Annotated in this window: 23 protein-coding genes; 9 read left to right on the forward strand and 14 right to left on the reverse strand. The window is 60.3% G+C overall.

Going from position 1 to position 25319, the window contains the following annotated elements; genetic code table 11:
* Positions 1 to 30 precede the first annotated feature (30 nt).
* From glgA to rsmC, 3 genes are all read right to left on the reverse strand, one after another.
* On the reverse strand, positions 31 to 1488 hold the full coding sequence (gene glgA, locus KYK33_RS02860; protein WP_224431965.1) for a glycogen synthase GlgA: 1458 nt from the start codon (positions 1486 to 1488) through the stop codon (positions 31 to 33).
* Positions 1478 to 2695, reverse strand: a complete 1218-nt coding sequence (gene glgC, locus KYK33_RS02865) for a glucose-1-phosphate adenylyltransferase (RefSeq protein ID WP_224431966.1) — start codon at positions 2693 to 2695, stop codon at positions 1478 to 1480. The genes glgA and glgC overlap by 11 nt, the downstream gene beginning before the upstream one ends.
* A gap of 137 nt (positions 2696 to 2832) precedes the next feature.
* Positions 2833 to 3861 (reverse strand): 16S rRNA (guanine(1207)-N(2))-methyltransferase RsmC, encoded by a 1029-nt coding sequence (gene rsmC, locus KYK33_RS02870; protein ID WP_224431967.1) that lies wholly within the window; start codon positions 3859 to 3861, stop codon positions 2833 to 2835.
* A gap of 278 nt (positions 3862 to 4139) precedes the next feature.
* On the opposite strand from rsmC, the gene dapA reads away from it, so the two are divergent.
* From dapA to KYK33_RS02885, 3 genes are all read left to right on the forward strand, one after another.
* Positions 4140 to 5012, forward strand: a complete 873-nt coding sequence (gene dapA, locus KYK33_RS02875) for a 4-hydroxy-tetrahydrodipicolinate synthase (RefSeq protein ID WP_224431968.1) — start codon at positions 4140 to 4142, stop codon at positions 5010 to 5012.
* A 99-nt stretch (positions 5013 to 5111) separates the two neighbouring features.
* Positions 5112 to 6809 (forward strand): GGDEF domain-containing protein, encoded by a 1698-nt coding sequence (locus KYK33_RS02880; protein ID WP_224431969.1) that lies wholly within the window; start codon positions 5112 to 5114, stop codon positions 6807 to 6809.
* A 60-nt stretch (positions 6810 to 6869) separates the two neighbouring features.
* The gene (locus tag KYK33_RS02885) at positions 6870 to 7460 is read left to right on the forward strand and encodes an HAD family hydrolase (RefSeq protein WP_042041942.1); all 591 of its coding nucleotides are present in this window, start codon (positions 6870 to 6872) and stop codon (positions 7458 to 7460) included.
* Between the two features lie 337 nt (positions 7461 to 7797).
* On the opposite strand, the gene hfq is transcribed toward KYK33_RS02885, so the two are convergent.
* The gene (hfq, locus tag KYK33_RS02890; RefSeq protein ID WP_005895045.1) at positions 7798 to 8160 is read right to left on the reverse strand and encodes an RNA chaperone Hfq; all 363 of its coding nucleotides are present in this window, start codon (positions 8158 to 8160) and stop codon (positions 7798 to 7800) included.
* Positions 8161 to 8313: 153 nt separating this feature from the next.
* Here hfq and KYK33_RS02895 point away from each other — a divergent pair, with 153 nt between their 5' ends.
* The 3 genes from KYK33_RS02895 to KYK33_RS02905 are packed head-to-tail and all read left to right on the forward strand — an operon-like array spanning position 8314 to position 11805.
* Positions 8314 to 9603: a paraquat-inducible protein A gene (locus KYK33_RS02895; RefSeq protein ID WP_224431970.1), complete on the forward strand. Its 1290-nt coding sequence runs from the start codon at positions 8314 to 8316 to the stop codon at positions 9601 to 9603.
* On the forward strand, positions 9596 to 11245 hold the full coding sequence (gene pqiB / locus KYK33_RS02900; protein ID WP_042041723.1) for an intermembrane transport protein PqiB: 1650 nt from the start codon (positions 9596 to 9598) through the stop codon (positions 11243 to 11245). The genes KYK33_RS02895 and pqiB overlap by 8 nt, the downstream gene beginning before the upstream one ends.
* Positions 11242 to 11805 (forward strand): PqiC family protein, encoded by a 564-nt coding sequence (locus KYK33_RS02905; protein WP_224431971.1) that lies wholly within the window; start codon positions 11242 to 11244, stop codon positions 11803 to 11805. Before pqiB ends, KYK33_RS02905 begins: the two co-directional genes overlap by 4 nt.
* Positions 11806 to 11883: 78 nt before the next feature.
* On the opposite strand, the gene ompA is transcribed toward KYK33_RS02905, so the two are convergent.
* Positions 11884 to 12939 (reverse strand): porin OmpA, encoded by a 1056-nt coding sequence (ompA, locus tag KYK33_RS02910; protein ID WP_224431972.1) that lies wholly within the window; start codon positions 12937 to 12939, stop codon positions 11884 to 11886.
* A 222-nt stretch (positions 12940 to 13161) separates the two neighbouring features.
* Positions 13162 to 14166 (reverse strand): SGNH/GDSL hydrolase family protein, encoded by a 1005-nt coding sequence (locus tag KYK33_RS02915; RefSeq protein WP_224432930.1) that lies wholly within the window; start codon positions 14164 to 14166, stop codon positions 13162 to 13164.
* 243 nt (positions 14167 to 14409) lie between these two features.
* Here KYK33_RS02915 and KYK33_RS02920 point away from each other — a divergent pair, with 243 nt between their 5' ends.
* Positions 14410 to 14790 carry a YgiW/YdeI family stress tolerance OB fold protein gene (locus tag KYK33_RS02920; RefSeq protein ID WP_224431973.1) on the forward strand — a complete coding sequence of 127 codons (381 nt, stop codon included), beginning with the start codon at positions 14410 to 14412 and terminating at the stop codon, positions 14788 to 14790.
* A 104-nt stretch (positions 14791 to 14894) separates the two neighbouring features.
* Here KYK33_RS02920 and mltC read toward each other — a convergent pair whose 3' ends face one another.
* The 5 genes from mltC to KYK33_RS02945 all read right to left on the reverse strand — a co-directional run bounded on the left by mltC (position 14895) and on the right by KYK33_RS02945 (position 20116).
* The gene (mltC, locus tag KYK33_RS02925) at positions 14895 to 15998 is read right to left on the reverse strand and encodes a membrane-bound lytic murein transglycosylase MltC (protein WP_224431974.1); all 1104 of its coding nucleotides are present in this window, start codon (positions 15996 to 15998) and stop codon (positions 14895 to 14897) included.
* A gap of 237 nt (positions 15999 to 16235) precedes the next feature.
* Positions 16236 to 16508, reverse strand: coding sequence for an oxidative damage protection protein (locus KYK33_RS02930; RefSeq protein ID WP_005895067.1), 273 nt, complete (start codon positions 16506 to 16508; stop codon positions 16236 to 16238).
* On the reverse strand, positions 16505 to 17578 hold the full coding sequence (gene mutY, locus KYK33_RS02935; RefSeq protein ID WP_224431975.1) for an A/G-specific adenine glycosylase: 1074 nt from the start codon (positions 17576 to 17578) through the stop codon (positions 16505 to 16507). Before mutY ends, KYK33_RS02930 begins: the two co-directional genes overlap by 4 nt.
* Before the next feature lie 206 nt (positions 17579 to 17784).
* A complete protein-coding gene (exeB, locus tag KYK33_RS02940; protein ID WP_224431976.1) occupies positions 17785 to 18474 on the reverse strand; it encodes a GspB family T2SS assembly factor variant ExeB in 690 nt (229 codons plus the stop codon).
* A gap of 73 nt (positions 18475 to 18547) precedes the next feature.
* Positions 18548 to 20116 (reverse strand): ExeA family protein, encoded by a 1569-nt coding sequence (locus KYK33_RS02945; protein ID WP_224431977.1) that lies wholly within the window; start codon positions 20114 to 20116, stop codon positions 18548 to 18550.
* A gap of 146 nt (positions 20117 to 20262) precedes the next feature.
* On the opposite strand from KYK33_RS02945, the gene KYK33_RS02950 reads away from it, so the two are divergent.
* Entirely contained in the window at positions 20263 to 21504 is a 1242-nt protein-coding gene (locus tag KYK33_RS02950) for a multifunctional CCA addition/repair protein (RefSeq protein ID WP_224431978.1), read from the forward strand.
* A gap of 113 nt (positions 21505 to 21617) precedes the next feature.
* Here KYK33_RS02950 and KYK33_RS02955 read toward each other — a convergent pair whose 3' ends face one another.
* Together KYK33_RS02955 and KYK33_RS02960 are read right to left on the reverse strand one after the other, a co-directional pair.
* Complete coding sequence (locus tag KYK33_RS02955) at positions 21618 to 22883, reverse strand: inorganic phosphate transporter (RefSeq protein WP_042041709.1); 1266 nt, start codon at positions 22881 to 22883, stop codon at positions 21618 to 21620.
* Positions 22884 to 22908: 25 nt separating this feature from the next.
* Positions 22909 to 23589, reverse strand: coding sequence for a TIGR00153 family protein (locus tag KYK33_RS02960; protein WP_224431979.1), 681 nt, complete (start codon positions 23587 to 23589; stop codon positions 22909 to 22911).
* Between the two features lie 171 nt (positions 23590 to 23760).
* Between KYK33_RS02960 and KYK33_RS02965 the strand changes: the two genes are divergently transcribed.
* Positions 23761 to 24711 carry a CYTH domain-containing protein gene (locus tag KYK33_RS02965; protein ID WP_224431980.1) on the forward strand — a complete coding sequence of 317 codons (951 nt, stop codon included), beginning with the start codon at positions 23761 to 23763 and terminating at the stop codon, positions 24709 to 24711.
* Positions 24712 to 24840: 129 nt separating this feature from the next.
* Here the strand turns inward: KYK33_RS02965 and KYK33_RS02970 are convergent, their stop codons facing one another.
* Positions 24841 to 25314 carry an energy transducer TonB gene (locus tag KYK33_RS02970; protein ID WP_042041705.1) on the reverse strand — a complete coding sequence of 158 codons (474 nt, stop codon included), beginning with the start codon at positions 25312 to 25314 and terminating at the stop codon, positions 24841 to 24843.
* Positions 25315 to 25319 lie beyond the last annotated feature (5 nt).

Here is a 25319-nt window from a genome sequence, read left to right on the forward strand (position 1 = left end):
AAACTTCAGCAATTCTCGAATGATCCGAGCCTAGCGAGCGAGGGCATCCCGATACATTTGCACGTATTGGTCCACCGAATCTGGCCAGTCGAAGCGGGTCTGCATGGCACGACGCTGTATCAGAGCGAAACGTTCGGGTTCTTGCAGGAAATAGAGCAGGCTGCGGCGCATGGCATCGAGCAGGCCATGGGCGGTGGGATCCACAAAACAGAAACCGGTAGCCTCTTCATCGCCCTGGTCCCAGTCAACTACCGTGTCCTTGAGGCCACCGACGGCCCGCACCAGGGGCAGGGTGCCATAGGCCAGGCTGTACATCTGGTTGAGGCCGCAGGGTTCAAACAGAGAGGGCATCAGGAAGATATCGGCGCCCGCCTCTACCAGATGGGCCAGCCGGTCGTCGTAGGTATTGATGAAGGCGAACCTGTCCGGATGTTGCTGGGCGATAGCTTGAAGCTGAGCCGCCAGAGAGGGATCCCCTGAACCGACGATCACCACCTGCACCCGGTGGCGCAGGAAGTCCTCAAGGGCGGGGATGAGCAGATGAACACCTTTCTGCTCCGTCAGTCGGCACACCATGCCGTAGATAGGGTCGCTCACCACCGGCAGGCCCGCATCTTGCTGCAACTGGGCGCGACAGCGCGCCTTGCCGCTCAGATCCTGATCATCGTAGTTGGCAGGCAGGTGAGGGTCGGTGGCGGGATCCCAATCCTGATAGTCGCAGCCGTTGAGGATGCCGCGCAGGTCCGCCGCCCGCTGCTGGAAGGCCGATGCCATGCCATGGGCACCCAGGTGGGTCAGCAGCTCATTGGCGTAGTTGGGGCTGACCGCATTGATCTTGTCGGCGTAGAGCACGCCACACTTGAGCAGGTTGATGTGGCCATAGTCATAGGCCACCCGCTGTTCGTAATGACTTATCTCGGGTAGGGCGGCAAATTGCACCCGATCGAATACCCCCTGGAAGGCGGCATTATGGATGCTGATGACGCTGCGGGTCTGGGCGAAGAAGGGATTGTTGGCGTGTCGGGTCTTGAGCAGCAACGGCAGCAGACCTGTGTGCCAGTCGTTGCAGTGGACTATGTCCGGGGCGAAGCCGAGCTGCTCTGTGGCATGGAGGGCGGCGGCGGCCAGAAAGGCGAATCGCTCGCCGTTGTCCCCATAGGCCTGGTTATGCTCGGCATAGAGTTCAGCCCGCTCGAAGTAGCGGGGGCAATCGACGAGGTAGACGGGAAATCCGTCCAGCTCGAGTTGATGCAGGCGATAACCGATATCTTCCTGTCCGGCCGGGGTGGGTAGCCAGCGTGAGGCCAGCAACCTGGCTTCGTCACGGCGCTTCATCCCTTTGTAGAAGGGCAATATGATGCGCACATCATGGCCCTGCTGGGCCAGATAGCGTGGTAGCGCCCGAGCCACATCGGCCAGGCCGCCAGTCTTGACCAGCCCCTCGACCTCTGAGGCCACGAACAGAATTTTTAATGGGTTAATAGCCAACTCTCGCTCCCCTGGGTATCACGACAATACCCCCTTCAGATACGGTGAACCTTTCCCGGTCATGGGTCAGATTCTCACCGATCACGGTGCCGGGCGCAATTTCAACATTTTTGTCTATGATGGCGCGCCGAATTGAGCAGCCCTCACCTATTTTCACATCCCCGAGCAGCACGGACTCGCTGATATGGCTGCAGGGGCCTATGTTGCAGCGAAAGCCCAGCACTGAACGTTGTATCTGGCTGCCCTGAATGAAGCACCCGCCGGAAATCAATGAGTTGGCAATTTTTACCTTGCAATCCTCAGTGTCAACGAAGGTGGCGGGCGGCAAGGGGGGGTAGTGGGTATGCAGTGGCCATTTGCGGTTGTAGAGGGAGAAGGGCGGGTTGTCGGCAACCAGGTCCATGTGGGTTTGCCAGTAGCCATCCAGGGTGCCGACGTCGCGCCAATAGACATTCGGGCCTTCCCCCGGGATCACGTTGGTACTGTAGTCATAGACGTAGACAGGGGCACGGGGAAAGAGGTGGGGGATAATGTCTTTGCCAAAATCATGGCTGGAATGCTCATCATCCCCGTCTCGTTTCAGCTCGCGATAGAGCGCTTCGGTTTCGAAGATGTAGTTGCCCATGGAGACCAGGGCCTGGCTGGGATCTCCAGGTATATGCTTGGGATGCTTGGGTTTTTCCTCAAAACCTATCATCCTCCCCTCCTGATCCACCTCGATCACCCCGAAGGCGCTCGCCTCTTCAATCGGCATGCGCAGCGCCGCCACCGTCAGGGCCGCCGCCTTCTGCTTGTGGAAACTGACCATCTGGCTCACGTCCATCTTGTAGATATGATCCGAGCCAAAGATACAGACATGTTCAGGGTCGGAGATCTCGATGAAGCGCAGGTTCTGGTAGATGGCATCGGCCGTACCGTCGTACCAGCGCTTGCCCATCCGCATCTGGGCCGGGATGGGGTCGATGAAGCGATCCGTGATGCCGACAATGTTCCAGCCTTTCTTCATGTGCAGATAGAGGGACTGGGACTTGAACTGGGTCAGCACATAGATCCGCAGGAAGTCGGCGTTGACGAAGTTGTTGAGTACGAAATCGATGAGACGGTAGCTGCCGCCAAAGGGGACTGACGGCTTGCTGCGAGTGGTGGTCAAGGGTTGCAGGCGGGTGCCTTCTCCGCCCGCCAGTATCATAGTGAGTATGCCTGCCATGGTCTGTGTATCTCCGGTGCTGCTGTGAAAAGGCTTTCAGAGTATCGCAAAAAAATACCCCCAAAGGGGGTTGTTAAACGTTTGCGGATACCATAACAGATTCCAGGTGAGACTCTACACAAGATTTGTGACAGTCGTTACAGGCTGCTGCGATAGACCCTGAACTTGGTATCTGCCGCGCGGATCTCGGTCCGCGGGAAGCTGGCTTCCAGTATAGGTTGATAACGCAGGAAGAGATTGGCCACTATGGTCAGGGTGCCATGGTGGGCGAGATGGCGAGGCGCCTCGGCCAGGAAGGTCTCGGTGGCGGCGTAATGGGTCTTGAGCCCGGCGTGGAACGGTGGATTAGACACTATCCGGTCGAAGCGACCGGGCAGCGCCGAGTAGACGTCCGAGGCCAATACCTGAGCCTTGAGACCGTTGGCGGCCAAGGTGCGGCGGCTCGATTCCAGGGCCAGGGCGTTGATATCGACCATGGTCACGTCGAGGCCGGGATTGCGCTTGGCCAGCACAGAGCCGATGACCCCGGCGCCGCAGCCAAAGTCGAGCAGCGTGCCGTTCATGGCCGGCAGATTGGCGAGCAACATCTTGCTGCCCAGATCCAGCTCGCTGGCGCTGAACACACCGGGCAGTGCCTGTATGGTCAGCTGGGTGTCGCCTATCTGGCACTGGTACTGGCTGAGCCACTCTTCGAGTAGGAAGGGCGTGACCGGCTCGCAGAGCTCGCCATGATAGAGGGAGCAGCGCCGCGCCGAGTCGCGCTTGACCGGCTTGCCGGCATAGGGGGCGATCAGCTTGTCGGCACCATTGATGCCGCCATTGTTGTCCCCGGCGAGGAAGATATCGGCTCCAGGGTGCAACAGGGGAGCCACCATGGCGAGCAGGAAGCGAGCCTCGGCCTTGGCCTTGGGCAACAGCAGCAGCAGGGCATCGAAGCGGGCCTCTCCCCCCAGCTCATGACCGAAATGGATGCGTTCGCCGAGCGCCTCCTGCTGGGTCAGGAAGTAGCTGTAATCCGTGGTAAAGACCATCAGCTCGCGGGCGATCCCGGCCAGTTCACGGGGATAATCATCTTCCAGTGCACCGCACACCAGCAGGCTCTTGCCCTCGAACAGGGCTTGATTACGTTCCAGCATCTGGCTGACGGCACTCAGGGGATGACTCATGACTCTCTCCGGGGGGTTTTGGCCCGCTAGTATACATGGCTGCTTTCGCCTTGACATTTATGCCGTGTTCCAGAAAGATGCCCGAACACTCATTTTTCCTCGGGGATGGCGTGATGCGGTTCAACGCGTTGAAACGAAAGCATAAAAAGAACCCAAAACCTGGGTTTGCTGGCGTGCGCGCGTAACCCTCTCACCGCCCTGAGAAGTTTCAAACCCCGCTGCGCACTCCGTAGCGGGGTTTTTTGTTGATGTCGATAGTCGACGGAGAAGGAGATTCCATGTTTCAAGGTTCGATCGTTGCGCTGATCACCCCCTTTCGTGATGGCCAACTGGATGAGGTGGCACTGCTGCGCCTGGTAGACTGGCACCTGGAGCAGGGTACTCACGGCATAGTGCCGGTGGGCACCACGGGGGAGAGTCCGACCCTGAGCCACGATGAGCACTGCCGGGTGGTCGAGCTGGTGGTCAAGCAGGTGGCGGGCCGGGTACCGGTGATCGCCGGTGCTGGCTCCAACAACCCGGTGGAGGCCATCGAATACACCCGTTTCGCCGAACAGGCGGGGGCGGATGGCACCCTGCATGTGGCCGGTTACTACAACCGCCCGAATCAGGAGGGGCTCTATCATCACTTCAAGGCCGTCCATGACGCGACGAGCAAGCCCATCATCGTCTATAACATTCCGCCCCGTGCCATTGTCGATGTGCAGCCAGCCACCCTGGCCCGGCTCGCCGAGTTGCCACGCATCGTCGGGCTCAAGGATGCCACCGGCGATCTGTCCCGCCCCCTGACTGAGCGTCAGCTCATCAAGAAGCCGTTCGCCTGGCTCTCGGGTGAGGACGCGACCGCCGTGGCCTACAACATAGGTGGCGGTCAGGGCTGTATCTCGGTGACCGCCAACGTGGCTCCCAAGCTGCTGGCCGAGGTGCAGAACCTGACCCTGGCCGGTGACTGGCAGGCAGCTCGCGCGTTGCAAGACCGCCTGATCCCGCTGCACCAGGCCATGTTTGCCGAGCCCAGCCCGGCGGGGGCCAAGTATGCGGCCTCCCTGCTCGGCCTGTGCAGTGAAGAGTGCCGCCTGCCCGTGATGCCGCTTGCCGAAGCAACCAAGCAGCGGATCCGCGATGCCATGCTGGCACTGGACCTGCTCTAACGGCGAAAAAATGGGCTCTGGATCGACCTTTCAAGCGTTAATTGAATCACTATGAACCCGGCTCTATATACTGCTCGGGTTCAGTTGAGGATGATTGACATGCTGGAATGGGATCCGGAGCACTTCACCAGTTTTGAGCACCTCTGTGAGGTGACGCTGGCGACTATCAGGGAGAAGACCGAAGCCGATCAGATCTATCTGTGGTTGAATCGACCGCAGCCTGAGCTGTTCGCCTTCCATCCCGAACGGGGTCTGGTGACCCTTGAGCCCCATCATGCCAGCATGCTGGGGTTACCCCTGCCTTTCATCGAGCAGGCCCTGGCCAAGGGTCAGCTGCTCATCGAACTCAAGAGTGATCCCCATGTCTGGTGCGACGCGGTAGAAGCTCCTCCGGCCCAACTGAGAGCCTGTTTTCCACTCAAGCGCCAACAGGGGCTGGAGGGGGGCGTCTATCTCGAAACCCGTCGTCGCCTTGACCGGCTCACTCCCCGCCAGAAGCAGGGCATACAGCTGCTGATGCACTATTTGGCCGCCGAGCTGGAGAGCCGCATGTTGAGCAGTCTGGTTAGCCGGGAGCGGGACGAACGGCTCACCACAGAGGCATCCCTGGTTCAGAGTCAGGCTCTGCAGCAATCCTTTCTCGATCTGTTGCAATCCCTGCATCAGGTGGGGGTACAGCTCTCCAGCTGCCGCAGTGAGTCGAGTCTGCTGCACGATGCCGTGCTGCTGGCCCGCAGTCTGCTGCAATTCGACAGGGTTGCCGTCTTCCTGATTGATCCGGACTTCACCACCATGCAGGGCAGTTGGGGCACCAATGAGGCGGGAGAGATCACCGACGAGCGTCACTTCGTCAGCCCGATCCCGGAACATCCTGTGGTGCAGGAGGCCTTGCGCCGCAAAGACTATGTGCTGGTGCTGGAAGATGCGCCGCTTTATTACGAGCAGCAGGAGGTGGGGCGCGGCTGGAACGCCATGGTCTCCCTGTGGGACGGGGATAGCCCCATCGGCTGGATTGCCGCCGACAACCTGCTGCAGCGCAAGCCTATCAAGGCCTACCATGGGGAAATCTTCAAGCAGTTCGCCGCCATGCTCTCCCAGATGTTGATCCGCCAGCGCAATCATGCCGCCCTCGAGCAATTCAACCGGGATCTGGAAGAGCGGGTCGCGGCACGGACTCGCCAGCTGGCCGAGACCAATGAGGCGCTGGAGTTGGTGAATCAGGCGCTGGCGCAGGCCAACGAGCAGCTGGCCCTGCTCTCCATGGAGGACCCGCTCACCGGCATCGCCAACCGCCGCCAGTGGGATCTGACGTTGGCCCGGGAGTGGGAGATGGCGCGTCGCCAACATCGGCGGCTGGCCGTGCTGATGATCGATGTCGATGAGTTCAAGGCCTACAACGACCACTTTGGCCACGGCAAGGGGGATCTCTGCCTGCGCCAGGTGGCCCAGCTGCTGCAAGAGTGTGAGCGACGCCGCACCAATCTGGTCGCCCGTTACGGTGGCGAGGAGTTCGTGATCTTGCTCTGTAATCCCCAGCCTGGCGAGGCGGAGTTCCTCTGCCAGCGTATCCATCACCAGCTCGCCAAGCTTGCCATTGAGCATCCGGCCTCCAGGGTCAAATCACAGCTCACGGTGAGCATAGGATTCAGCTACTGGGCCCCGGATCAGGGCGTGCAGTGGGAGCAGCTTATCGAGCGCGCGGATCAGGCGCTCTACCGTGCCAAGTCAGCTGGCCGTGCCTGCAGTCGGCTCTTCGAACCGCAGTCGTTGCCCACGGAGCAAATTTCCACCGTCTAGGCCATGGCCTCCCGCTCAGGGACTGCTAGAATGACTCTCTTTTTCGATGCAGAGCTGCCCATGATCCTCTCCCGTTTTCAAGGCCTGGTCTTCGACCTGGACGGTACTTTGGTTGATTCCATGCCGCTGCACCTGGCGGCGTGGGAGCATGCTTCCCGCGAATTTGGTTTCAAGTTCGATGGTGACTGGTTTTATGAACTGGGCGGCATGCCGAGTCGCAAGATAGCCCTGCTGGTGGCCGAAGAGCAGCAGATAGCGCTGGACCCCCTGGAAGTGACGCGCTGCAAGACGGCCCACTATGTGGCCAACCTGCATAAGGCGACCGTCTTCCCCGCCATGCTTGAGCTGGTGCAGGCCCATCATGGTCATCTGCCCATGGGGGTGGGCACTGGCTCGCCCCGCATCAATGCCGAGGCCGTGTTGCGCAATACCGGCCTGGATCGCTACTTTCCCGTGGTGGTGACCGCGGATGATGTCATCCAGCACAAGCCACATCCCGATACCTTCCTGCTGGTCGCCGAGCGGCTCGGGGTCGAGCCTCGCGGCTGCCTGGTGTTCGAGGATACCGGCATAGGCCTGGCCGCCGGGCAGGCTGCCGGCATGCAGACCTGTCTGGTCAAGGACGGGGTGCCGGCTGCATTGCCGGACTGAGCCATATCGGATCGTTCATGGGATTGCTCGCTATCTTGAAAGGCAATGCGCGCGCAAGCGCACCCTCAAGGTGGTCAGGGTGTTGGATAACCAACGGGAGCGGGCTCGGTCATAACTGTCATGGTGGCGGCTCGGCCATCACACAGGGGCGCTGGGTGTGCAAACGATGCCGAGTCGACCCCGCCTCGCTGAGGGCGATAGGGGATCTCTGAGGGGAAACGGGTGGTCTACTCCCCGGCGGGACAGGTTGGGAGGGGAGTAGACATATCTGTCACGGATTGACGCAAGTCGCGACTGCGACCGTCACGCGGGCCTCTGTGACAGAGAAAGCTCTGGCTTACTGCTCGCTGCTGCCACCCTGATCGTTATTGTCATAACGGCCGGGGGCGCCATGGGGACGCGGTGCCATGGAGACACGGGGCTTGCGGGCGCGCTGAATATTGACCTGGGGGCGACCCGAGTGCATGGCGATGGTGGAGATCTTGGCCTTGTACACCAACTGCTGGTTGCCATGGGCGTCGGTCAACAGCACGCTGTACTGGTCAAAGCCACTGATGGTGCCTTCCAGCTTGATGCCGCTCACCAGGAAGATGGCAACCTGACTGCGGTTTTTACGAAGCCAGTTGAGAGCGGAGTCTTGCCCATTCCCGAGGGAGAAGGCCTGCTCTATGGTGGCGTAGCTGGGGGATTCGGTTGTCATAAATTATTGTCCCGCGGAAAAAAAGTGGCGTTTGATTGTGCTAAATGGCCACTGGCTTGTCAAAGTCATTCTGTTGCCACCTCAACTATGGGGTGAGATAGGGACTGGCAGCCTGGGCGCCCTGCTGCGATAATCGCGCTTTCACGGTCCGTGATGGACCCAGACAGAGATATTCATTTGCCATCAAGTTCCGAACTGAGCCCATATCGTGCCGATCCAACCGCGTGCGAAGAGTGTGATTTGCTGGCTCCCGCCACCGAGTTGGCGCTGGGCGAGACGCAACATTGTGTCCGCTGTGGTCACACCTTGACTAGTCACCTGCCGGATCAGGCGAGGCGACCGCTCGCCTATGGCCTGGCAGCCATCATCATGTTCGTGCTCACCAACTGCTTCACCTTCATGTCTTTCTCCGCCAAGGGGCTGGGCCAGGAGATGAGCTTCCTGCAGTGCATCACCACCCTGGTGAATGAAGGTTACCTGTTTCTGGCCGCAGTCCTCAGCATGACGCTGATCGGTCTGCCCCTCGTCTATATGGTGTCGACCATGCTGGTGCTGTGGCGACTCGATAAACCCATGCACAGCAACGCATTGCGCTCCCTCGGACGTTTGCTGTGCCGGATCAAGCCCTGGTTGATGGTGGATGTGTTCCTCATCGGGGTACTCATCTCCCTGGTCAAGTTGATGGGCATGGCCGACATCAAGATGGGCCTCTCCTTCTGGGCCTTTGTCGGTTATACCCTGCTGCTTATCAAGACGATTTCATCGCTGGATCGCATGTGGTTCTGGCAGCGACTGTTTGGCCCGAGCGAGCCCCGTGAGCTGGATCCCGCACTGGGTGCCCGGGAGGCGGGTCTGGTGGGTTGCCACGTCTGCGGTGCCCTCGGCGAATGGGGGCAGCATAGCTGTCTGCGCTGTGGTGCTCATCTGCACAGCCGCAAACCCGGTGGCATGGCACGTACTTGGGCGCTGCTCATCACCTCGGCCATTCTCTATATACCTGCCAACCTTTATCCCATCATGGACACCGTCTTCCTCGGCGATATCAGCCCCTCGACCATACTCGGCGGCGTTGTGCTGCTGTGGGGAATGGGCTCCTATCCCATCGCCGCGGTGATCTTCATCGCGAGCGTGGTGATCCCGCTTGCCAAGATATTGGCCCTGTTCTGGCTCTGCTACCGGGTACAGACCGGGGACGGTGCCTCGCCGCTCGGTAAACTCAAGCTCTATCGCATGACGGAGTTTGTCGGTCGCTGGTCCATGATAGATGTGTTCGTGGTGGCCATACTGGCAGGCCTCATCCGGCTCGATAATCTGATGACCATTTATCCCGGCCCCGCCGCCGTCGCCTTTGCTGGCGTGGTGCTGATCACCATGGTGGCCGCCATGAGTTTCGATTCCCGCTTGATCTGGGATTTACAACAAGGAGAACGCGAACGTGAGTGAGCGTAAGACAGTGAGAAAAGTCGGTTCCGACTTCCTCGGTTCGGCGGCGGCGATCTGGATGGTGCCTCTGGTGGCCCTGCTCATCGGTGCCTGGATGCTGTTTCAGCACTGGTACTCCCAGGGGCCAAGCTTCCAGCTGACCGTGGCCACGGCCGAGGGCATAGTCGCGGGCAAGACGGTGATCCGCTCCCGTGAGGTCGACGTGGGCCGCATCGAGGCGGTGGAGCTCAGCGATGACTACAGCCATGCCATCATCACGGCGCGTCTCTCCAACAATGCGGCCAATATGCTCAAGGGGGATACTCAGTTCTGGGTGGTCAAACCCAGGGTTGGCCGTGAAGGGGTCTCGGGTCTGAGCACCTTGCTGTCCGGCGCCTATATAGAGCTCTCTCCCGGCAAGAAGGGCAAGGCGAAGTCGCGCTATGAGATCCTCGACAAGCCGCCACTCGCCTCCCTCGATGCCAAGGGGCTCAGGCTGACGCTCAACAGCACCGAGACCCGCTCCCTCAGTGTGGGCTCCCCCATCCAATATCAGGGCTACACCATAGGCCAGGTGGAGGAGGTGAAATTTTTACCCGAGAAGAGTGAGCTGGAATACCAGATCTTCATCAATGCGCCCTACGATGTGCTGATCACCAACAACTCCCGCTTCTGGATGACTCCAGGCTTCGAGGCATCGCTGACCAGCGAGGGGATGAAGGTGAAGATGGACTCCCTGGAGGGGTTGCTCGATGGTGGCATTACCGTTGGCTTGCCGGCTGGCTGGGTTCCGGGCGGTGCGGTCAAGAGCAAGGACTCCTTCACCCTGTTCAAGGATCAGGGCAGCGTGTTGGCCGGTAGCCTCAATCAGTTCATTGACTATGTTTTCTTGTTCGAAGACAGCCTGGCGGGTCTGCATCCCGGGGCTGCGGTGGAGTATCGCGGCGTGCGGGTCGGTACCGTTATATCGTCCCCTTATCTCATCGATGACAAGGCGACCCAGATCTTCAAGAGCAAGGTGATCCCCGTGCTGGCGCGCATCGAGGTGCAGCGTCTCTCCCACCGTTATGCCAACGCCGAGCGGGAGCAGTGGCGCAAGCTGTTCAGCACGCAATTCAAGGAAGGGCTCAGAGCCACACTCAAGACCGCGAGTCTGCTGACCGGTGGCAAGGTGATCGATCTCAACTTCTACCCGGATGCCCCCGCGTTTGCCGCGCGCCAGATGGCAGGTACCGAGGTATTCCCCACCACCCAGGGCGGTCTGGATCAGATAGAGCGCAAGGTGAACCTTATCCTCGACAAATTTGTCGATATGGATATGTCCACGACCCTGGCTCAAGTCAACAGCAGCTTGGCGAACCTGGACAAGACCATGAAGAACGTCAGCTCCCTGAGCGCCAATCTGGACAAGTTGACCAGCCAGCAGTCGACCCAACAGTTGCCAGCCTCCCTCAACGAGAGCCTGCTACAGCTCAAGGAGACGCTGCGCAGCTACGATGGGGCCTCCCAGACCAATCAGGATCTGCGCCAGTCGGTGCAATCCCTCAACCAGCTGATGCGCGAGCTGCAGCCCCTGGTGCACTCTCTCAACGAGCAGCCGAGTTCGCTGATTTTCGATCGCACTCGCCCCCAGGATCCTGAACCCAAGCGAGGTACCGAATGAAATCACTCTTCATGGCCCTGGCCCTGACCGGTTTGCTGGCCGGATGCAGCAGCGCCCCGGCGCTGCACTACTACTCTCTGGATGCCGACGGCACACCTCAGGCCGCGCCAGTCAGCCGGCCTCAGCATCAGCTGGTGCTGCGCCCGGTTCAGCTCTCGGATCAGCTCGACAATGTCAGCCTGGTCTATCAGCTGGAAGGGAAGGAGCTGCTCTTTACCGAGTACCAGCGTTGGGCAGGCTCGCTGGATGGTCAGCTGAACCAGCTGACCCAGAATGGCCTGTCTGCCCGCCTGCCCGGCTGGGTGGTACGTCAGGATGGCGCTCGTCAGGGGCCTGTGCTCAGTATCAGCGTACAGCGCTTCCAGGGTCGTTTCGATGGCCGCGCCGTGCTGAGCGGACGCTGGCGCCTGCTGGCCGAAGATGGTCGGGTGCTGCAGGACAACCCCTTCCATATGGAGCGCGTGCTGCCCGCCGATGGCTATGGTACCTTGGTGGGAGAGTTGGGGATGGGTTGGCAACAGCTGCTCGATCAGATTGCTGCCGAGCTGCGCAAGGGCTGAGCTCAGCCACCTGTTGCGCAATCACAGAAAATAAAACGGGAGGCCAAGCCTCCCGTTTTTTTATCACTTCAGTCTGGCTTATTGTGCGACTTCCGAGATGCCTTCGACCTTGATTTCGACCCGGCGATCCGGGGCCAGGCAGACGATCAGTTCACGTTTGGATCCGCTGGCGCAGCTGTCGCCGGTGACAGGGTTGCTCTCACCCATGCCTTGTACTTGCACCTTGTCGGCGGGCAGGCCCTTGCCGACCAGGTAGTCGGCGACTGTGCGAGCCCTGTGCTCGGAGAGCGTCTGGTTGTAGCCATCAGCGCCGAGGCGGTCTGTATAGCCCATGACGGTGGCAGTGCCATCCTTGGGTCTGGCGGCTTCAATCTGGCTATAGAGGGTATCCAGAGCCTGGCTGGCTTCCGGCTTCAGGGTCGCCTTGTTGAAGTCAAACAGCACATCCGAGCTGAGGCTAAAGCTTTGTGTCACCGGGGTCGGCGCCGGGACGGGTGCGGGTACCACGGCGGCTTCGGGGGCCTCCTGGCCAAAGCGATACAACATGGCAACCGAGAGCAGACCGTTGTCGAGTTCGAGCCCGGTATGATCCATGTCCATATCACCCAGCGGCGTGGTGTATTGGTACTCGAAGCGGGCGGCCCAGTTGCGATCGATGGCGTACTCGGCACCCAGAGCGCCGACAAAGGCAGCCCCATCATCGTTATCCAGCTCTCTGCTACTGGTCCAGGCATAGGCGCCACCGAGGCGACCATACAAATCCAGGCGCTCGGCGACCGGGAAACCGATCTTCATGGTCAGCTGTGCCATCTGGGCCGTCACTTCATCATCACCCTTCAGGGTGGGATCTATCTTGTCGGCGACATCATATTTGTACTTGCCGAGCCAGTCGTACCCCAGCTCTATCCCGAGATTCTGATTGATCTGATAACCGGCGAAGGCGCCAGCCCCCAGAGCATCGTCGTCCTCATCGGTAATGTTGAAGTTATCTCTGATGGTGTCATTGTGATCGACACCATAGAAGTTGGACCAACCCAGCTTTGCGCCGCCATACCAGGTATTGTCTTGTCCTGCCGCCTGGGCGTTGGCCGCCAGCAATCCAGAAACAATCAATGTAATCAATGATTTATTCATATCGTGCCTCTGCAATTTCATGTGAGGGAGGTTTGCCTCAATGGCCCTCCCTTATGGGTCCGGCGGTCATGGCCGTGGGACAGATTAAAGTTAGTCGCTTTTGGAAATGTCGCAACTAACTGAAATAACAATAATTGTTAATGTGCGGGTCTGAGCGCTAATCAACAAACAGGGGGCTGGTCAGCCCCCTGTGTTTTACATCTCCGTTGGCGAGCGTCGCTGCTAGTTGGGCAGGAATTCGTACTGGCTCTCGATGAAGGCAGCGGCCCGCTCACCCAGGGCGGCATGGACGACTCGGGTGGGATGAACCTGATCCCAGTACATCTTGCCCTCGCAGTCAGGGGCGGTCGCCTTGCGCGCCATCGGGCTGGTGACGGCCTGAGCCAGCAGGGGGTTACCCGCGATGGCGATCCGCTCCTGCGGGCTGAATGCACTGAGGAGGGCGTCATCGCTTGCGCTGCTGGCGGCAAACGGCTTCCACACATAACCACCGTCGTAACAGGCGTGCTCGGTGTCGCTCAGCCCGAAATTCTGTGGCTCACGCAGCATCTCGTCGAACTGCTTGTCTATCTCGAACAGCCGTACCAGGCCGGTCGGTGCGAGCTGGCGCGCGAGATTAAGCAGCAGGGCGTTGTGGTATTGGGAGACATGGCTGGCGGCCTGGACGACCTGCTGGCTACGGGCCGAGGGGTTCTGACCCAGGTCCGGCAAGTTGAACAAAAGCACCTGCTTGGCACCATTGAGCACGATGCGGTTGGCGGCGTCACTGATGGCATCGCGCACCCGCTTGGCGTCGGTCTCACTGTTCCAGCCGTACGCGAGGTAGTCGTTGGCGCCGACCCAGATGATCACCAGATCGTCCGGTTGGAAGCCGTCTTTTTTCAGAAACTGGGTGACCTCGTAATCCAGGTTGTTGATCACCTGATATTGGGGGTGCCAGGAGATCTTGTTGTAGGCGACGGCGGTGGCGCCCCCTTCGGCCTCATTCGCGATCTTCAGGCCGGGAAACTGTGCATCCAGATGCTCAAGCCAGACGGGGCCGTTGGAGAAGCGCCCCTGATAATAGGGTGGGCTGGAGGGAAGATAACCGCGCATCTTGCCATACATCTTGCCGGTGTCGGACAGGCTGTCACCAAAGACGACAATGCGGGAGAAGGCGGGACGTGGCTCGGCCGCCTGGGCGGTCCAGGCCAGCAGGCCCAGCAGGCAGATAAAACAGGCTCTCATCATGGGGGTTCTCATCTCTGGAGGCAGGCTGTCCTGCGATAGTGCTCAGATCTCGCCATTTTGCGAGTCATTTGAGAATGATAACCCTGTCGAATTTAATTCAACAATCATTGATTTGTCCGCAAGCGATTGCGGTCACACCCCGATCCCCCAAATGGGGTGGCTTCACATATGTTTCACGCTCCCTCTGACATCATGCCTCCATAGCCGCTGTGGCAACCTGTGAAACCTGAGGAAACTGACATGAAAACATTGAGCGCTCTTACCCTGCTGGCCCTGGTCTCTGTATCCACCTCCACCCTGGCCGCCTACACCGGACCTGCGGAGCAGAATGTGGTCACTGTCATCCAGCTCAAGGATGTTGCCGATGACAGCTGGGCGACGGTGGAAGGCAAGCTGGTCAAGCACCTGGGCGGTGAGAACTATCTGTTCCGCGATGCCAGTGGCGAGGTGGAAGTCGAGATCGATGCGGACGTATGGCGTGGCCAGGAAGTTGGCCCGGATGACTCGGTGCGTCTGCGTGGCGAAGTGGATCACAGCTGGAACAAGACAGAGCTGGAAGTGGAGCAACTGGAGAAGGTGGGAGCCACCCCCCAGAGCAAGGGCGGTTTCATCTCCAAATAGTGCACGGCGCTGGCGATAAGTTGATGTTGATATGAAAAGGGCGCTCCTGGAGCGCCCTTTTGATGTTTTCAATCGTCCGGTTGGGGGATTGAGGGGTGGCCCCTTCAACCCGCCCGGCTGGGCACGGCTCGCTTGAACCCTTTCTCGGCCTGATCGACCTTGTAGAGGTAACGACGCGCTTCCGCTTTGGGATGCTGCTCGGTCAGGACCTGATAGACGGCCTCGGGGGAGAGGCGGTTGATCATGCCGGGTGCGGCCTTGCGGTCGCGGGAGAAGGTATTGAGTACGCCGCCCGCCCCCCCGTTATAGGCGGAGATCACGGCGTAGCGCCGCGAACGGGGATCGGCGATGTCGACCAGGTAGACGGTCTGCAACAGATGCAGATAGGCGGTGCCCACGTCTATGTTGTAGGCCGGGTTGAACAGGTCATCCCGGGTCGGTTGACCACTCTTGCCCTTGACCCTGACATAGACATCGCGCCCTGCGGTCGCGGGTATCACCTGCATCAGGCCATAGGCATTGGCATGGCTGACCGCATAGGGGTTGAAGCTGCTCTCCGTCTTGATCACCGCATAGATAAGGCTCTCGGCGACCCCGTATTTGCGGGAGGCATCGCGGATGATGCTGGCGTACTTGTAGCCACGCTTGTCTTCGTGGTTCGCCACCATGGGGATATCGACGTAGAAGATGTTGCGAATGCCGAGGGTGCGCTTCTTCATGGCGGTGCTGAGCAGGTAATCGGCATAGCGCTCGGCACGCCAGTCGAAGCGGATCGGCTGGCCATTGTTATCGAGCACCTGACCATAGAGGAAGGGCTCGCCGCCGGGCAGTATTTCTCTGTCCGAATAGAGATCCACCTCAGCCGGATCGTCCGGGGTGAGCAGTGTCTCTATGATGGCGCGGCGCAGATGGGACTTGGGATCCAGCCCCGAGACGGTCTCTATCATGATGTGGCCACTGGAGAAGTCGATGTGGGCACGGCTCTTGTATTCATCCGTGTATTTGACGTAGTCAAACTTGCCCGCAAACAGCGCCTCCCGCCCCCATATCTCGTTCACGTTATGGGAGAGGGCGCTGATCATGTGCTCGAAGCCGCGCACGTCCTTGCCGTTGACCAGGTTGTCATCCTGATCATCGCTGGATTTAGGGGGGGATGAGCAGGCACTGAGCAGCAGGGTGGCGCACAACAACCAAAAAATTCGGCCCATAGGATCCTCGAAAGGGGCGGCCAGGCCGCCCGTCACTCACTGGCTGTGGGCTAGGCGAGGCATCATCGCCGACACGTCACCGACGAGGGGGATTCCGCCTGGCTCACAGGTACAACACATTGGCTGCGATCTGGGCGAGGTGTCACCGTCAGCCTGGATCACAGCTACAGCATATTGGCTGTGATCCAGGTGAGGTGTCACCGACGATGGGTATTCAGCCCAGATCACAGGTAGCACTCACTGGCTAGGAGGGGTGTAACCTTCAATGTCGACTTCACCCGCTTCAAACAGGTAGCTCACCATCTCTTTCTCCAGCAACTGACGATGCTCGACGTTCATCATGTTGAGCTTCTTCTCGTTGATCAGCATGATCTGTTTGCGCTGCCATTCGGTCCAGGCTTCCTGGCTGATGTTGTCGAAAATGCGTTTGCCAAGTTCACCCGGGTAGAGTTGGAAAGCCAGGCCGGGGGCCTCTTTTTTCAGGCGTTGGCAAAAAACGGTACGGCTCATATGGACCTCTGTGGTTGCAAGTCGGGATAGCCCAGCAGGCGCGCGGTGGCGGCGGCCAGACCGACCTCATCTGGATGGCACAAGTTATACCAGAGTCGGGTATCGGCTTCCATGAGCGAGGCGGGTGGCGCCTGCTCAAGTTCGATGAGCAGGGGGCGGATATCCAGATGAAAATGGCTGAAAGTGTGGCGAAATCCGGCCAGCTCCCGATAGGGTTGCCCGGTCAGTCCCAGCCGGTTCAGGCAGGGGTCAACCGCCTCCAGGCTGTCAACCTGAGGGAAGCAGTAGAGGCCGCCCCATATCCCCTGGGGGGGGCGCTGCTCGAGCAGCAGTCGATTGCCCTGGCGGATCATCAGCATGATGCCGTTGCGGGCCGGGATGCTCTTTTTCGGTTTGCTGTTGGGGTAAGCGATGGGGTTGCCCTGCGACAGCCCCTGGCAATCGGCCTGCACCGGGCAGCGTTCACAGGCCGGTTTGCTGCGGGTGCAAATGGTGGCGCCCATGTCCATCATGGCCTGGTTGTAATGGGCGACCCCCAGCCGTGGTGTGAGTCGGGTCGCCAGCTCCCACAGATCATTTTCCACCGGCTTCTGACCGGGCCAGCCGGGCAGGGCCAGCCAGCGGGTGAGCACTCGCTTGACGTTGCCATCCAGGATCGCATGAGGCTGGCCGAGGGAGAGGGAGAGCACGGCGCCCGCCGTGGAGCGACCAATGCCAGGCAAGGCGACCACCTCGTCAAACTGTTCGGGGAACAGGCCCTGGTGCCGGTCGCGGATCTGCTGGGCCGCCTTGTGCAGGTTGCGTGCCCGGGCGTAGTAGCCGAGCCCGGTCCAGTGGTGCAACACCTCATCGATGGGGGCATCGGCCAGGGCCATCACGTCCGGGAAACGCCCCATGAAGCGCTCATAGTAAGGGATCACGGTGGCGACCTGAGTCTGTTGCAGCATGATCTCGGAGACCCAGACCCGATAGGGGGTCTTCTCCTGCTGCCAGGGCAGGGTCTTGCGTCCATGGATCTGATACCAGTCCAGGATACGGTTGGCGAAGGTGGTGTCGCTCGGTGTGCTCACATTGTGCTCATGTTATCTAGCTGAGAGCGGAAAGGAGTAACGGACGGCGGCCATGGCCGGAGCCCCGTACAAGGGCTGGCTGGTGCAGCGCGTTGACTCGCATTGCTCTCATCTTGTTGATTAAAAAGGGGAGCTCTGAGGCTCCCTCTCTTGTGTTTGCCGCGTTGAACGAACCTGACCCGGCAGCCTGGTCGCGGCGGACGGGATTACCCCAGCCAATCCTGCAAGGCCTTCAGGCTGACGGATTGGCCGGCCACGCCGAGGACTATGTAGTCCTGGGCAATGGCTTGCAGGATGACGCCGGGCGCCACCTCGTTGCCTTCCCGCACCTCACGGCCATTGATCACCACGCTGCGCTTGGCCGGATTGGAAGAGTAGAGGTGCGCCCCATAGGCGAGCCGAGGGATCTGCTGACGCAGTGCCGGAGGCAGTGCCGCAATGGGGACGACCTGGGACGCCGCAGACTGGGTCTGAAGCGGGGCGGACTCTGGCTCGGGCTCCAGCGGCACATTGTTGAGGGCGCTTTGCAGCAGCGCGGCGAGATCCTGGTTGCCGGGTTCGTGGATCACCTGTTCCTGGGCCGGCTTGGGCTGAACCACGGGTTCGGGCAGGGGGGGCGGCAGCGGGCGGGTGATCATCTCCCCGGGTTCGACCCGCATGAAAGGCGCCGTGACTATCTCCTTGACCTCGACTCTCTCTTCTATGGGGCGGTTATGAAGCAGATGCCAGCCATAATTGGCCGCGGCCCCCATGGCGATGGCCAGCGGTGCCAGCAACCACCAGATCCAGGCGCGGTTTGGTTCTTCTTCCCGGGTGACCGGCAGCCCCATGGCGGGAATATGGGGGGCGTGCTGGGGGGCATCGGCCCGTCGCAGGGCCTTGAGCAGGGTCGACATCAGGCAGTCACTCCAGGGAGAGGGCGGACGGAGGCAACATGGTTCGCTGCCAGGATGGCGGTTGGGGCTCGCATCAGGAGGCATCCTCCAGCTTGGGCATGGGTTCACCGGCCAGCACGTTCAGGTGCAGCAAGGTATTGCTACCGGCGATACCGTCCGGATTGAGCCCCTGTTCACGCTGGAACTGCTGCAGCTTGGCCTTGAGCGCGCCATCGAAGCGCTTCACCTTGCGCTCGGGTTGCTGCAAGGCCCGGCTCAGAGCATTGTCGAGCCACTGTACCTGCTCGGCGCCAGCGTTGTTGCCAATCAGGGCCACCCCACCCTTGGGCAGGCGCCACAGCAGGGTGTAACTGCCCCCCCAGTTGTCTTCAAGCCATTGGCGTTCCACCTGCCAGCGCTGCTTGCCGATCAGCAAGGATGCCTTGTCTGGGCCGAGCTGGGTGAGGGTCGCGTAATAGAGACCGCCGTTCTCATCATTCAGACTGATGAGTGCCGGGTATTGCAGGGCTTGCAGCTCCAGGAGGGAGGCCTCGCCCTCCTGGCAGCGCAGCCCGGCGCGGGGGGCATTGTCACAGATGGCCTCCTCCAGACTGGTCTGATAGCCCCACACCTTGAACAGATTCTGCATGGCGACATCGGGCTCGATGGCCTGATTGATGGCACGGGTCAGCTGCTCCTGCTGCTCGGCGCTGTTGTCGACCTTGACCGGCACTTCCACCTTGACCACGGGACGCTCGGGGAAGATGCCGACGAACTGCCAGCCCCACCAGCCGAGGGTGACCAGCAGGGCGCCAGCCAGGGCCACGGTCAGCCCGGATTGCCAGCTTCCTTCGTCGCGAATGCCACTCACTTCATAGGCCGCCACACTGATGTCCTTGTGGCTCACCTTGTGGCTGGCCCGGGCAAAGGCGCCGATCAGGGCGCGGTCGCAGATGAGGTTGATGAGCCGCGGTATGCCGCCGGAGAGCCGGTGCAGGGTGGCGAGGGCCTTGGGGGTGAAGATGGGTTGCACGCAGCCCGCGACCTGGAGACGAAAGCGCACATAGGCATCGACGTCCGTGGCCGAGAGCGGCAACAGGTGATAACGGGCCGTGATGCGCTGGGCCAGCTGACGCAGCAGAGGCTGGCGCAGCATCTGTTGCAGCTCGGGTTGGCCGATGAGTACCACCTGCAGCAGCTTCTTCTCGTCGGTCTCCAGATTGGTGAGCAGCCGCAACTGCTCCAGTACCCCGGGCAGCAGGTGCTGCGCCTCATCGACCAGTACCACGCTGCGCTTGCCCGCCGCCAGATTGGCGAGCAGATGGTCGCGGATCAGATCAAACAGTGTCTTGAGGCCGGCATCGGCGCCATAGGGCAACTGATACTCATCACAGATGGCCGCCAGCAGATCCCGTTCGGTGAGCGAAGGATTGAGGATGTAGGCTATCTCGGTGTCGGCGGGCAGCTGTTGCAGCAGGCAGCGGGACACAGTGGTCTTGCCGGTACCCACCTCGCCGGTGAGCAACACGAAGCCTCCGCCATCTTGCAGGCCGTAGTTGAGATGGGCGAGCGCCTCCCCGTGCCGTTCACTCATATAGAGATATTTGGGATTGGGCGAGATGGAGAAGGGCGCTTCCGACAGACCGAAGAACTGTGTGTACATAAGGATCCATTCCATTGTTATGGCGGCAGGTTAAAGCCTCACCGGGGTTATGTCAAAGACCCGAAAACCCCGGCAAGCAGGGGCCATCGTGCCCGAGGGGCAAAGCCGATATAATCGGGGCAGCATCCATGAGGGAGGGAGTCGATTTGCAGATCTATCTGGTAGGGGGGGCGATCCGGGATCGCCTGTTGGGATTGCCGCAAGGGGACAGGGATCATCTGGTGGTCGGGGCCACGGTCGAGCAGATGCTGGCGCAAGGTTACAGCCAGGTCGGTCGCGATTTTCCGGTGTTCCTGCATCCCAAGACCCATGAGGAGTACGCGCTGGCGCGCACCGAGCGCAAGCAGGGCCAGGGCTACACCGGCTTCGTCTGCCATGCGGCGCCCGATGTCACGCTCGAGCAAGATTTGCTGCGCCGGGATCTCACCGTCAATGCCATCGCCGAGGATGAGTCTGGCCAGCTCCATGACCCCTATGGTGGTTTGCAGGATCTTGAGCAGCGGCTGCTGCGCCATGTCTCCCCTGCTTTTAGCGAGGATCCCTTGCGCGTCTTGCGGGTGGCCCGCTTCGCGGCGCGCTTCCATGCCCAGGGCTTCGTGGTGGCGCCAGAGACCCTGGCCCTGATGCGCGAGATGACAGAGGCGGGGGAGCTGGCCCACCTGACCCCGGAGCGGGTCTGGAAGGAGCTGGAGCGAGTATTGATGGGGCCAACCCCGGCGGTCTTCTTCGAGGTATTGCGCTCATGTGGCGCCCTCAAGGCGCTCTTCCCCGAACTCGATGCCCTGTTTGGGGTACCGGCGCCCGCCAAGTGGCACCCGGAGATTGATACCGGCATCCACACCCTCATGGTGCTGGAGCAGGCTTGCCAGCGCTCCTCCACCCTGGTGGTGCGCTTTGCGGCCCTGTGTCACGACTTTGGCAAGGGGTTGACCCCCAAAGAGTTCTGGCCCAGCCATCATGGCCACGGTCAGAAGGGATTACCGCTCATTCGTGATTTTTGCGAGCGCTTCAAGGTGCCTGGAGATTGCCGGGATCTGGCGCTCTTGGTGAGCGATCTGCACACCCATATCCACATCGCCTTCGAACTCAAGCCCGCCACCCTGCTCAAGGTGTTCGACAAGGCGGATGCCTGGCGCAGGCCGGAGCGCTTCGCCCAGCTGCTCGATGCCTGCCGCGCCGACTTCCATGGCCGTACCGGCTTTGAGGAGCGAGTCTATGCCGAGCCGGATTATGTGGCGCAGGCGCTCGAAGCGGCTCAGGCCGTGCCGGTCAAGGAGATAGTGGCGGCAGGTTTCAAGGGGGAGGCGATCCGCGAGCAGCTCGCCAAGCGGCGGCTCGATGCCATCAGCCGGGTCAGGGACGAGTGGACCTTCCTGGACGAGACATGAGGCTGCCAGGGTCAGGGGAACGCTGATAGGGCACCGTCCCTGGAGAGTGGGAGATGAGGATAAAAAAAGCCCGGGTCATTGACCCGGGCTTTTTGCTGGCGGAGTGGCCTGTATCAGGAGAAACAGGCTTCCAGCACATAGAAGATAACGATGGCCAGAATGGCACCCGCGGGCAGGGTGATGACCCAGGAGACCACGATATTGCGCAGCACGCCCAGGTTCAGGGCCGCGATACCGCGGGCCAGACCCACCCCCATGACGGCACCCACCAGTGTCTGGGTGGTGGAGATGGGCAGGCCGGTACCAGAGGCGATCACCACGGTGGCCGCGGTCGCCAGCTGGGCGGCGAAGCCACGGCTCGGGGTCAGGTGGGTGATGCCGGTACCGACAGTCGCCATCACCTTCTCGCCCATGGTCGCCAGGCCAATGACGATGCCTATCCCACCCAGGGGCAGGATCCACCAGGCGATCGAGGAGTTGCCGGTGATCTGGCCTGCACTCTCGACGGTGGAGACCACGGCGGAGAGCGGGCCTATGGCGTTGGCGACATCGTTGGAGCCGTGGGCAAACGCCATGGCACAGGCGGTGATCACCATCAGGATGCCAAATACCTTCTCCACGTTGGCGAAGTGCATCTTGTTGTCATCGACCGGGTTGTAGTTCTGTCTACGAATGTAGAACCAACCCGCAATGGCCAGGGCGATGGAGATGCCCACGGAGAGCAGTATGCCCTCACTGTTGCTCAGATGCAGACCAACGTGGGACAGCCCCTTCTTGATGGTCACCAGACAGATGACCAGCGCGGTCAGAAACATGTAGAAGGGGACGTAGCGCTTGGCGTTGCCCAGGGGATCATCGGTGTTGAAGATGAGCTTCTGCACGCTGATGAACATGAAGTAGGCGATGACGCCGGAGAGCGCCGGCGTCACTATCCAGGAGCCCACTATGCCGCCGAACTTGCTCCACTGCACCGCTTCCGGACCGACGCTCACCACGGCAAAACCAACGATGGCGCCAATGATGGAGTGGGTGGTGGAGACGGGCCAGCCGAAGTAGGAGGCCAGGATCAGCCAAAGACCCGCCGCCAGCAAGGAGGAGATCATACCGAGCACCAGAATGTCCGGGCTATCGGTGAAGGCGTTGGTATCTATGATGCCATTGCGTATGGTGGCAGTGACTTCACCACCGGCCAGATAGGCCCCGGCGAACTCAAAGATCATGGCGATGATGATGGCCTGACGGATGGTCAGGGATTTGGTGCCGACCGACGTGCCCATGGCATTGGCAACGTCATTGGCGCCAATACCCCAGGCCATCAAAAAGCCGAACAAGGCCGCCACGATCACCAGAGTGGTGCCGTAATTCGCGATAATGTCCATTAGTAATTTTTACCCAGTCAGTCGATTAGGAACGAGCCAGCATCAGTTCCAGACGGGCGCCTACACGCTCAGCCTGGTCCGCCAGATCACCAACCCATTCGAGGATCTTGTACAGGAAAATAACGTCGATCGGATTGTAGTTGTGCTCCACAGTCTGGAGTTTCTGCCGCAAACCAATCTGCATGGTATCAGTATCGTCCTCGATCAAATCCAGCTGATGGATCATCTCGGCAACCATCTCAACTTCACGTCCCTTGAAGCCGGTTTCGAGCAGCTCATCGAGTTCTCCGATGGCTTTTTCGGCTTGGGCGGTCGCATCGATACAGCGTTTGAGATAGGCCATGACGTCGGCACGCATCTCGGTGGGGAATTCCATATGACGGCCCAACATGCGGCCGGAAATGTCCTTGGCACGATTGGCTATCTTGTCCTGTTGGGTCAAAAGCTCCAGCAAGTCGGTGCGCGCAACCGGCAGAAACAGACCGCGAGGCAGTTTCAGACGAATTTCACGCTTGAGGATGTCGGCTTCTTTTTCCAGTTGGGAGATCTGCTGACGAATGCGTTCGGCATCACCCCAACGACCATCGGCGATGGCGTCAAAGAAGGGGATAAGTTGCTGAGAACACTCGTGAACTTTCACAATGTGCTTTTGCAACGGCTTGATGGGCGACTTGGCAAAAAGCCCTAAAATAGTATTTACTGGCATGGTAAAAACCTGTGTCGGTGAAAAAACACTCGATACGATTCTATGAGGCGCGCATGGTAACCGAACTGCGCGACCAATAAAACAGCGAACTTCATCTTAACGTCACGCAGGCAGTATATCCGCGCCGTCTGGTGGCCGCCTCCCTAAACTCCCTTTTTGCCCGGAAAACCTATGCAAACCGAGATTGAAATCAAATTTCTCATCGCTAGCGCCCCCCATGATGACTTGGGGCATAAGCTGAATATCATTTTGAATTCACTCACTATTTTCTCTCACTCCCAGGCATTGCTCGGCAACACCTACTTTGATACCGCAGACTTGGCGCTGCGTCGGCTCGACATGGGGCTGCGTATCCGCCGCAGCGATGATTTCGCTGAACAAACCATCAAGTGTCGGGGCCAGGGAGTGGGGGGGTTGCATGCCAGACCTGAATATAATGCCCCTGTCATGGGGGACTCGCCGAATTTGGGCGATTTTCCTGCCACTATCTGGCCCAAAGGGGAGGATCTGGCCGCCTTGCAGGCTGCGCTGTTGCCCCAGTTTCGAACCGATTTCCTGCGCCGCCACTGGCTGATCGCCTATGAGGGAGCAGAGATAGAGCTGGCCTGGGATCAGGGGGAGATAGCGGGCAAGGGGGGATGTGAGGCTATCGATGAGTTGGAGCTGGAGCTCAAGACGGGGTCGACGGCGGCCCTGCTCGCCCTGGCAGAGCGCCTGGGGGCCATTCCCGGCTTGAGACTGGGCGTGCAGTCCAAGGCCCAGCGCGGTTATCGTTTGGCGGGGCTGGGCAAGGCGCTGGTGCCGCGCGCCATCCCCTCAGTGGCACAGTGGGACGCCCTGTCGCTGCATCAGCGAGTACAGGCAGGCCTCGAACATTGGCAGCATCATGAGCAGATCTGCGCGCTGCAAGAGGATGTGAGCGGCTGGCCCGGCCTGATGGCGGGTCTGGCGCTGATAGCCAAGGGGCTGGATGGCGCTCAAGAGCGTCCGGAGTGGGCCCAGCGTCTGACCGATACCCGGGCCGAGCTTACGAGCCTGGATGAGGCAGGGCAAGCGACCTGGCTGTCTCGGGCCGATTATGTACCGCTACAGCTTGCCATCATTGCCTGGCTGCAATCCTGAGCAAGGGCGTCCCCCGGGCGGCACTACTTTTCTACTCGCCGAGTTAATAGCCAGGCAGCAAAAAGGAGTGAGGCCATGCCCCACTCCTTTTGTCTGTCTGGAGCCGGTGTTGTCTGCCCGGATGGGGCGTTAGCGTACCTGGGTGTAGATCTTGGCGGTGCTGGTGATGCTGGCGCTCCCCTCACAGGTCTGATCGAGCAGCGTGCGCTCGCAGGGTTCTCCGTTGAGTTCGATGCAGAAATCGAAGCGGGTCTGGCTCTTGAGGGTTTGATGGCTCTTGTTGAATTCGGTCGGCTGCCACTGCCAGCGGGAGAGGGCCTCGATGGCGGCATCGGAGTAACGCTCATCGGTGCGTGACACTATGCGTATCTGGGCCGCCTCGCCGCTCGGGGTGATCAGATATTCCAGGGTGGTGCAGCCCATCTCACCGGCGGCGACCGCCTCCTTGGGATAGCGGGGCTCCACTGTGCGGCTGGGCTGCCAGTTGGCGGAGACTTCACTGGCCGAACTGAGTGGTCTTGGGCCGAAATCCAGCGATGGGGATTGCTGGCTACAGGCGCTGACTCCCAGTAGTGCGACGCTCAATAGAGTGATCTTGTTCATTTGCT

Source organism: Aeromonas rivuli (assembly GCF_020149575.1).
Classification (GTDB): domain Bacteria; phylum Pseudomonadota; class Gammaproteobacteria; order Enterobacterales; family Aeromonadaceae; genus Aeromonas; species Aeromonas rivuli.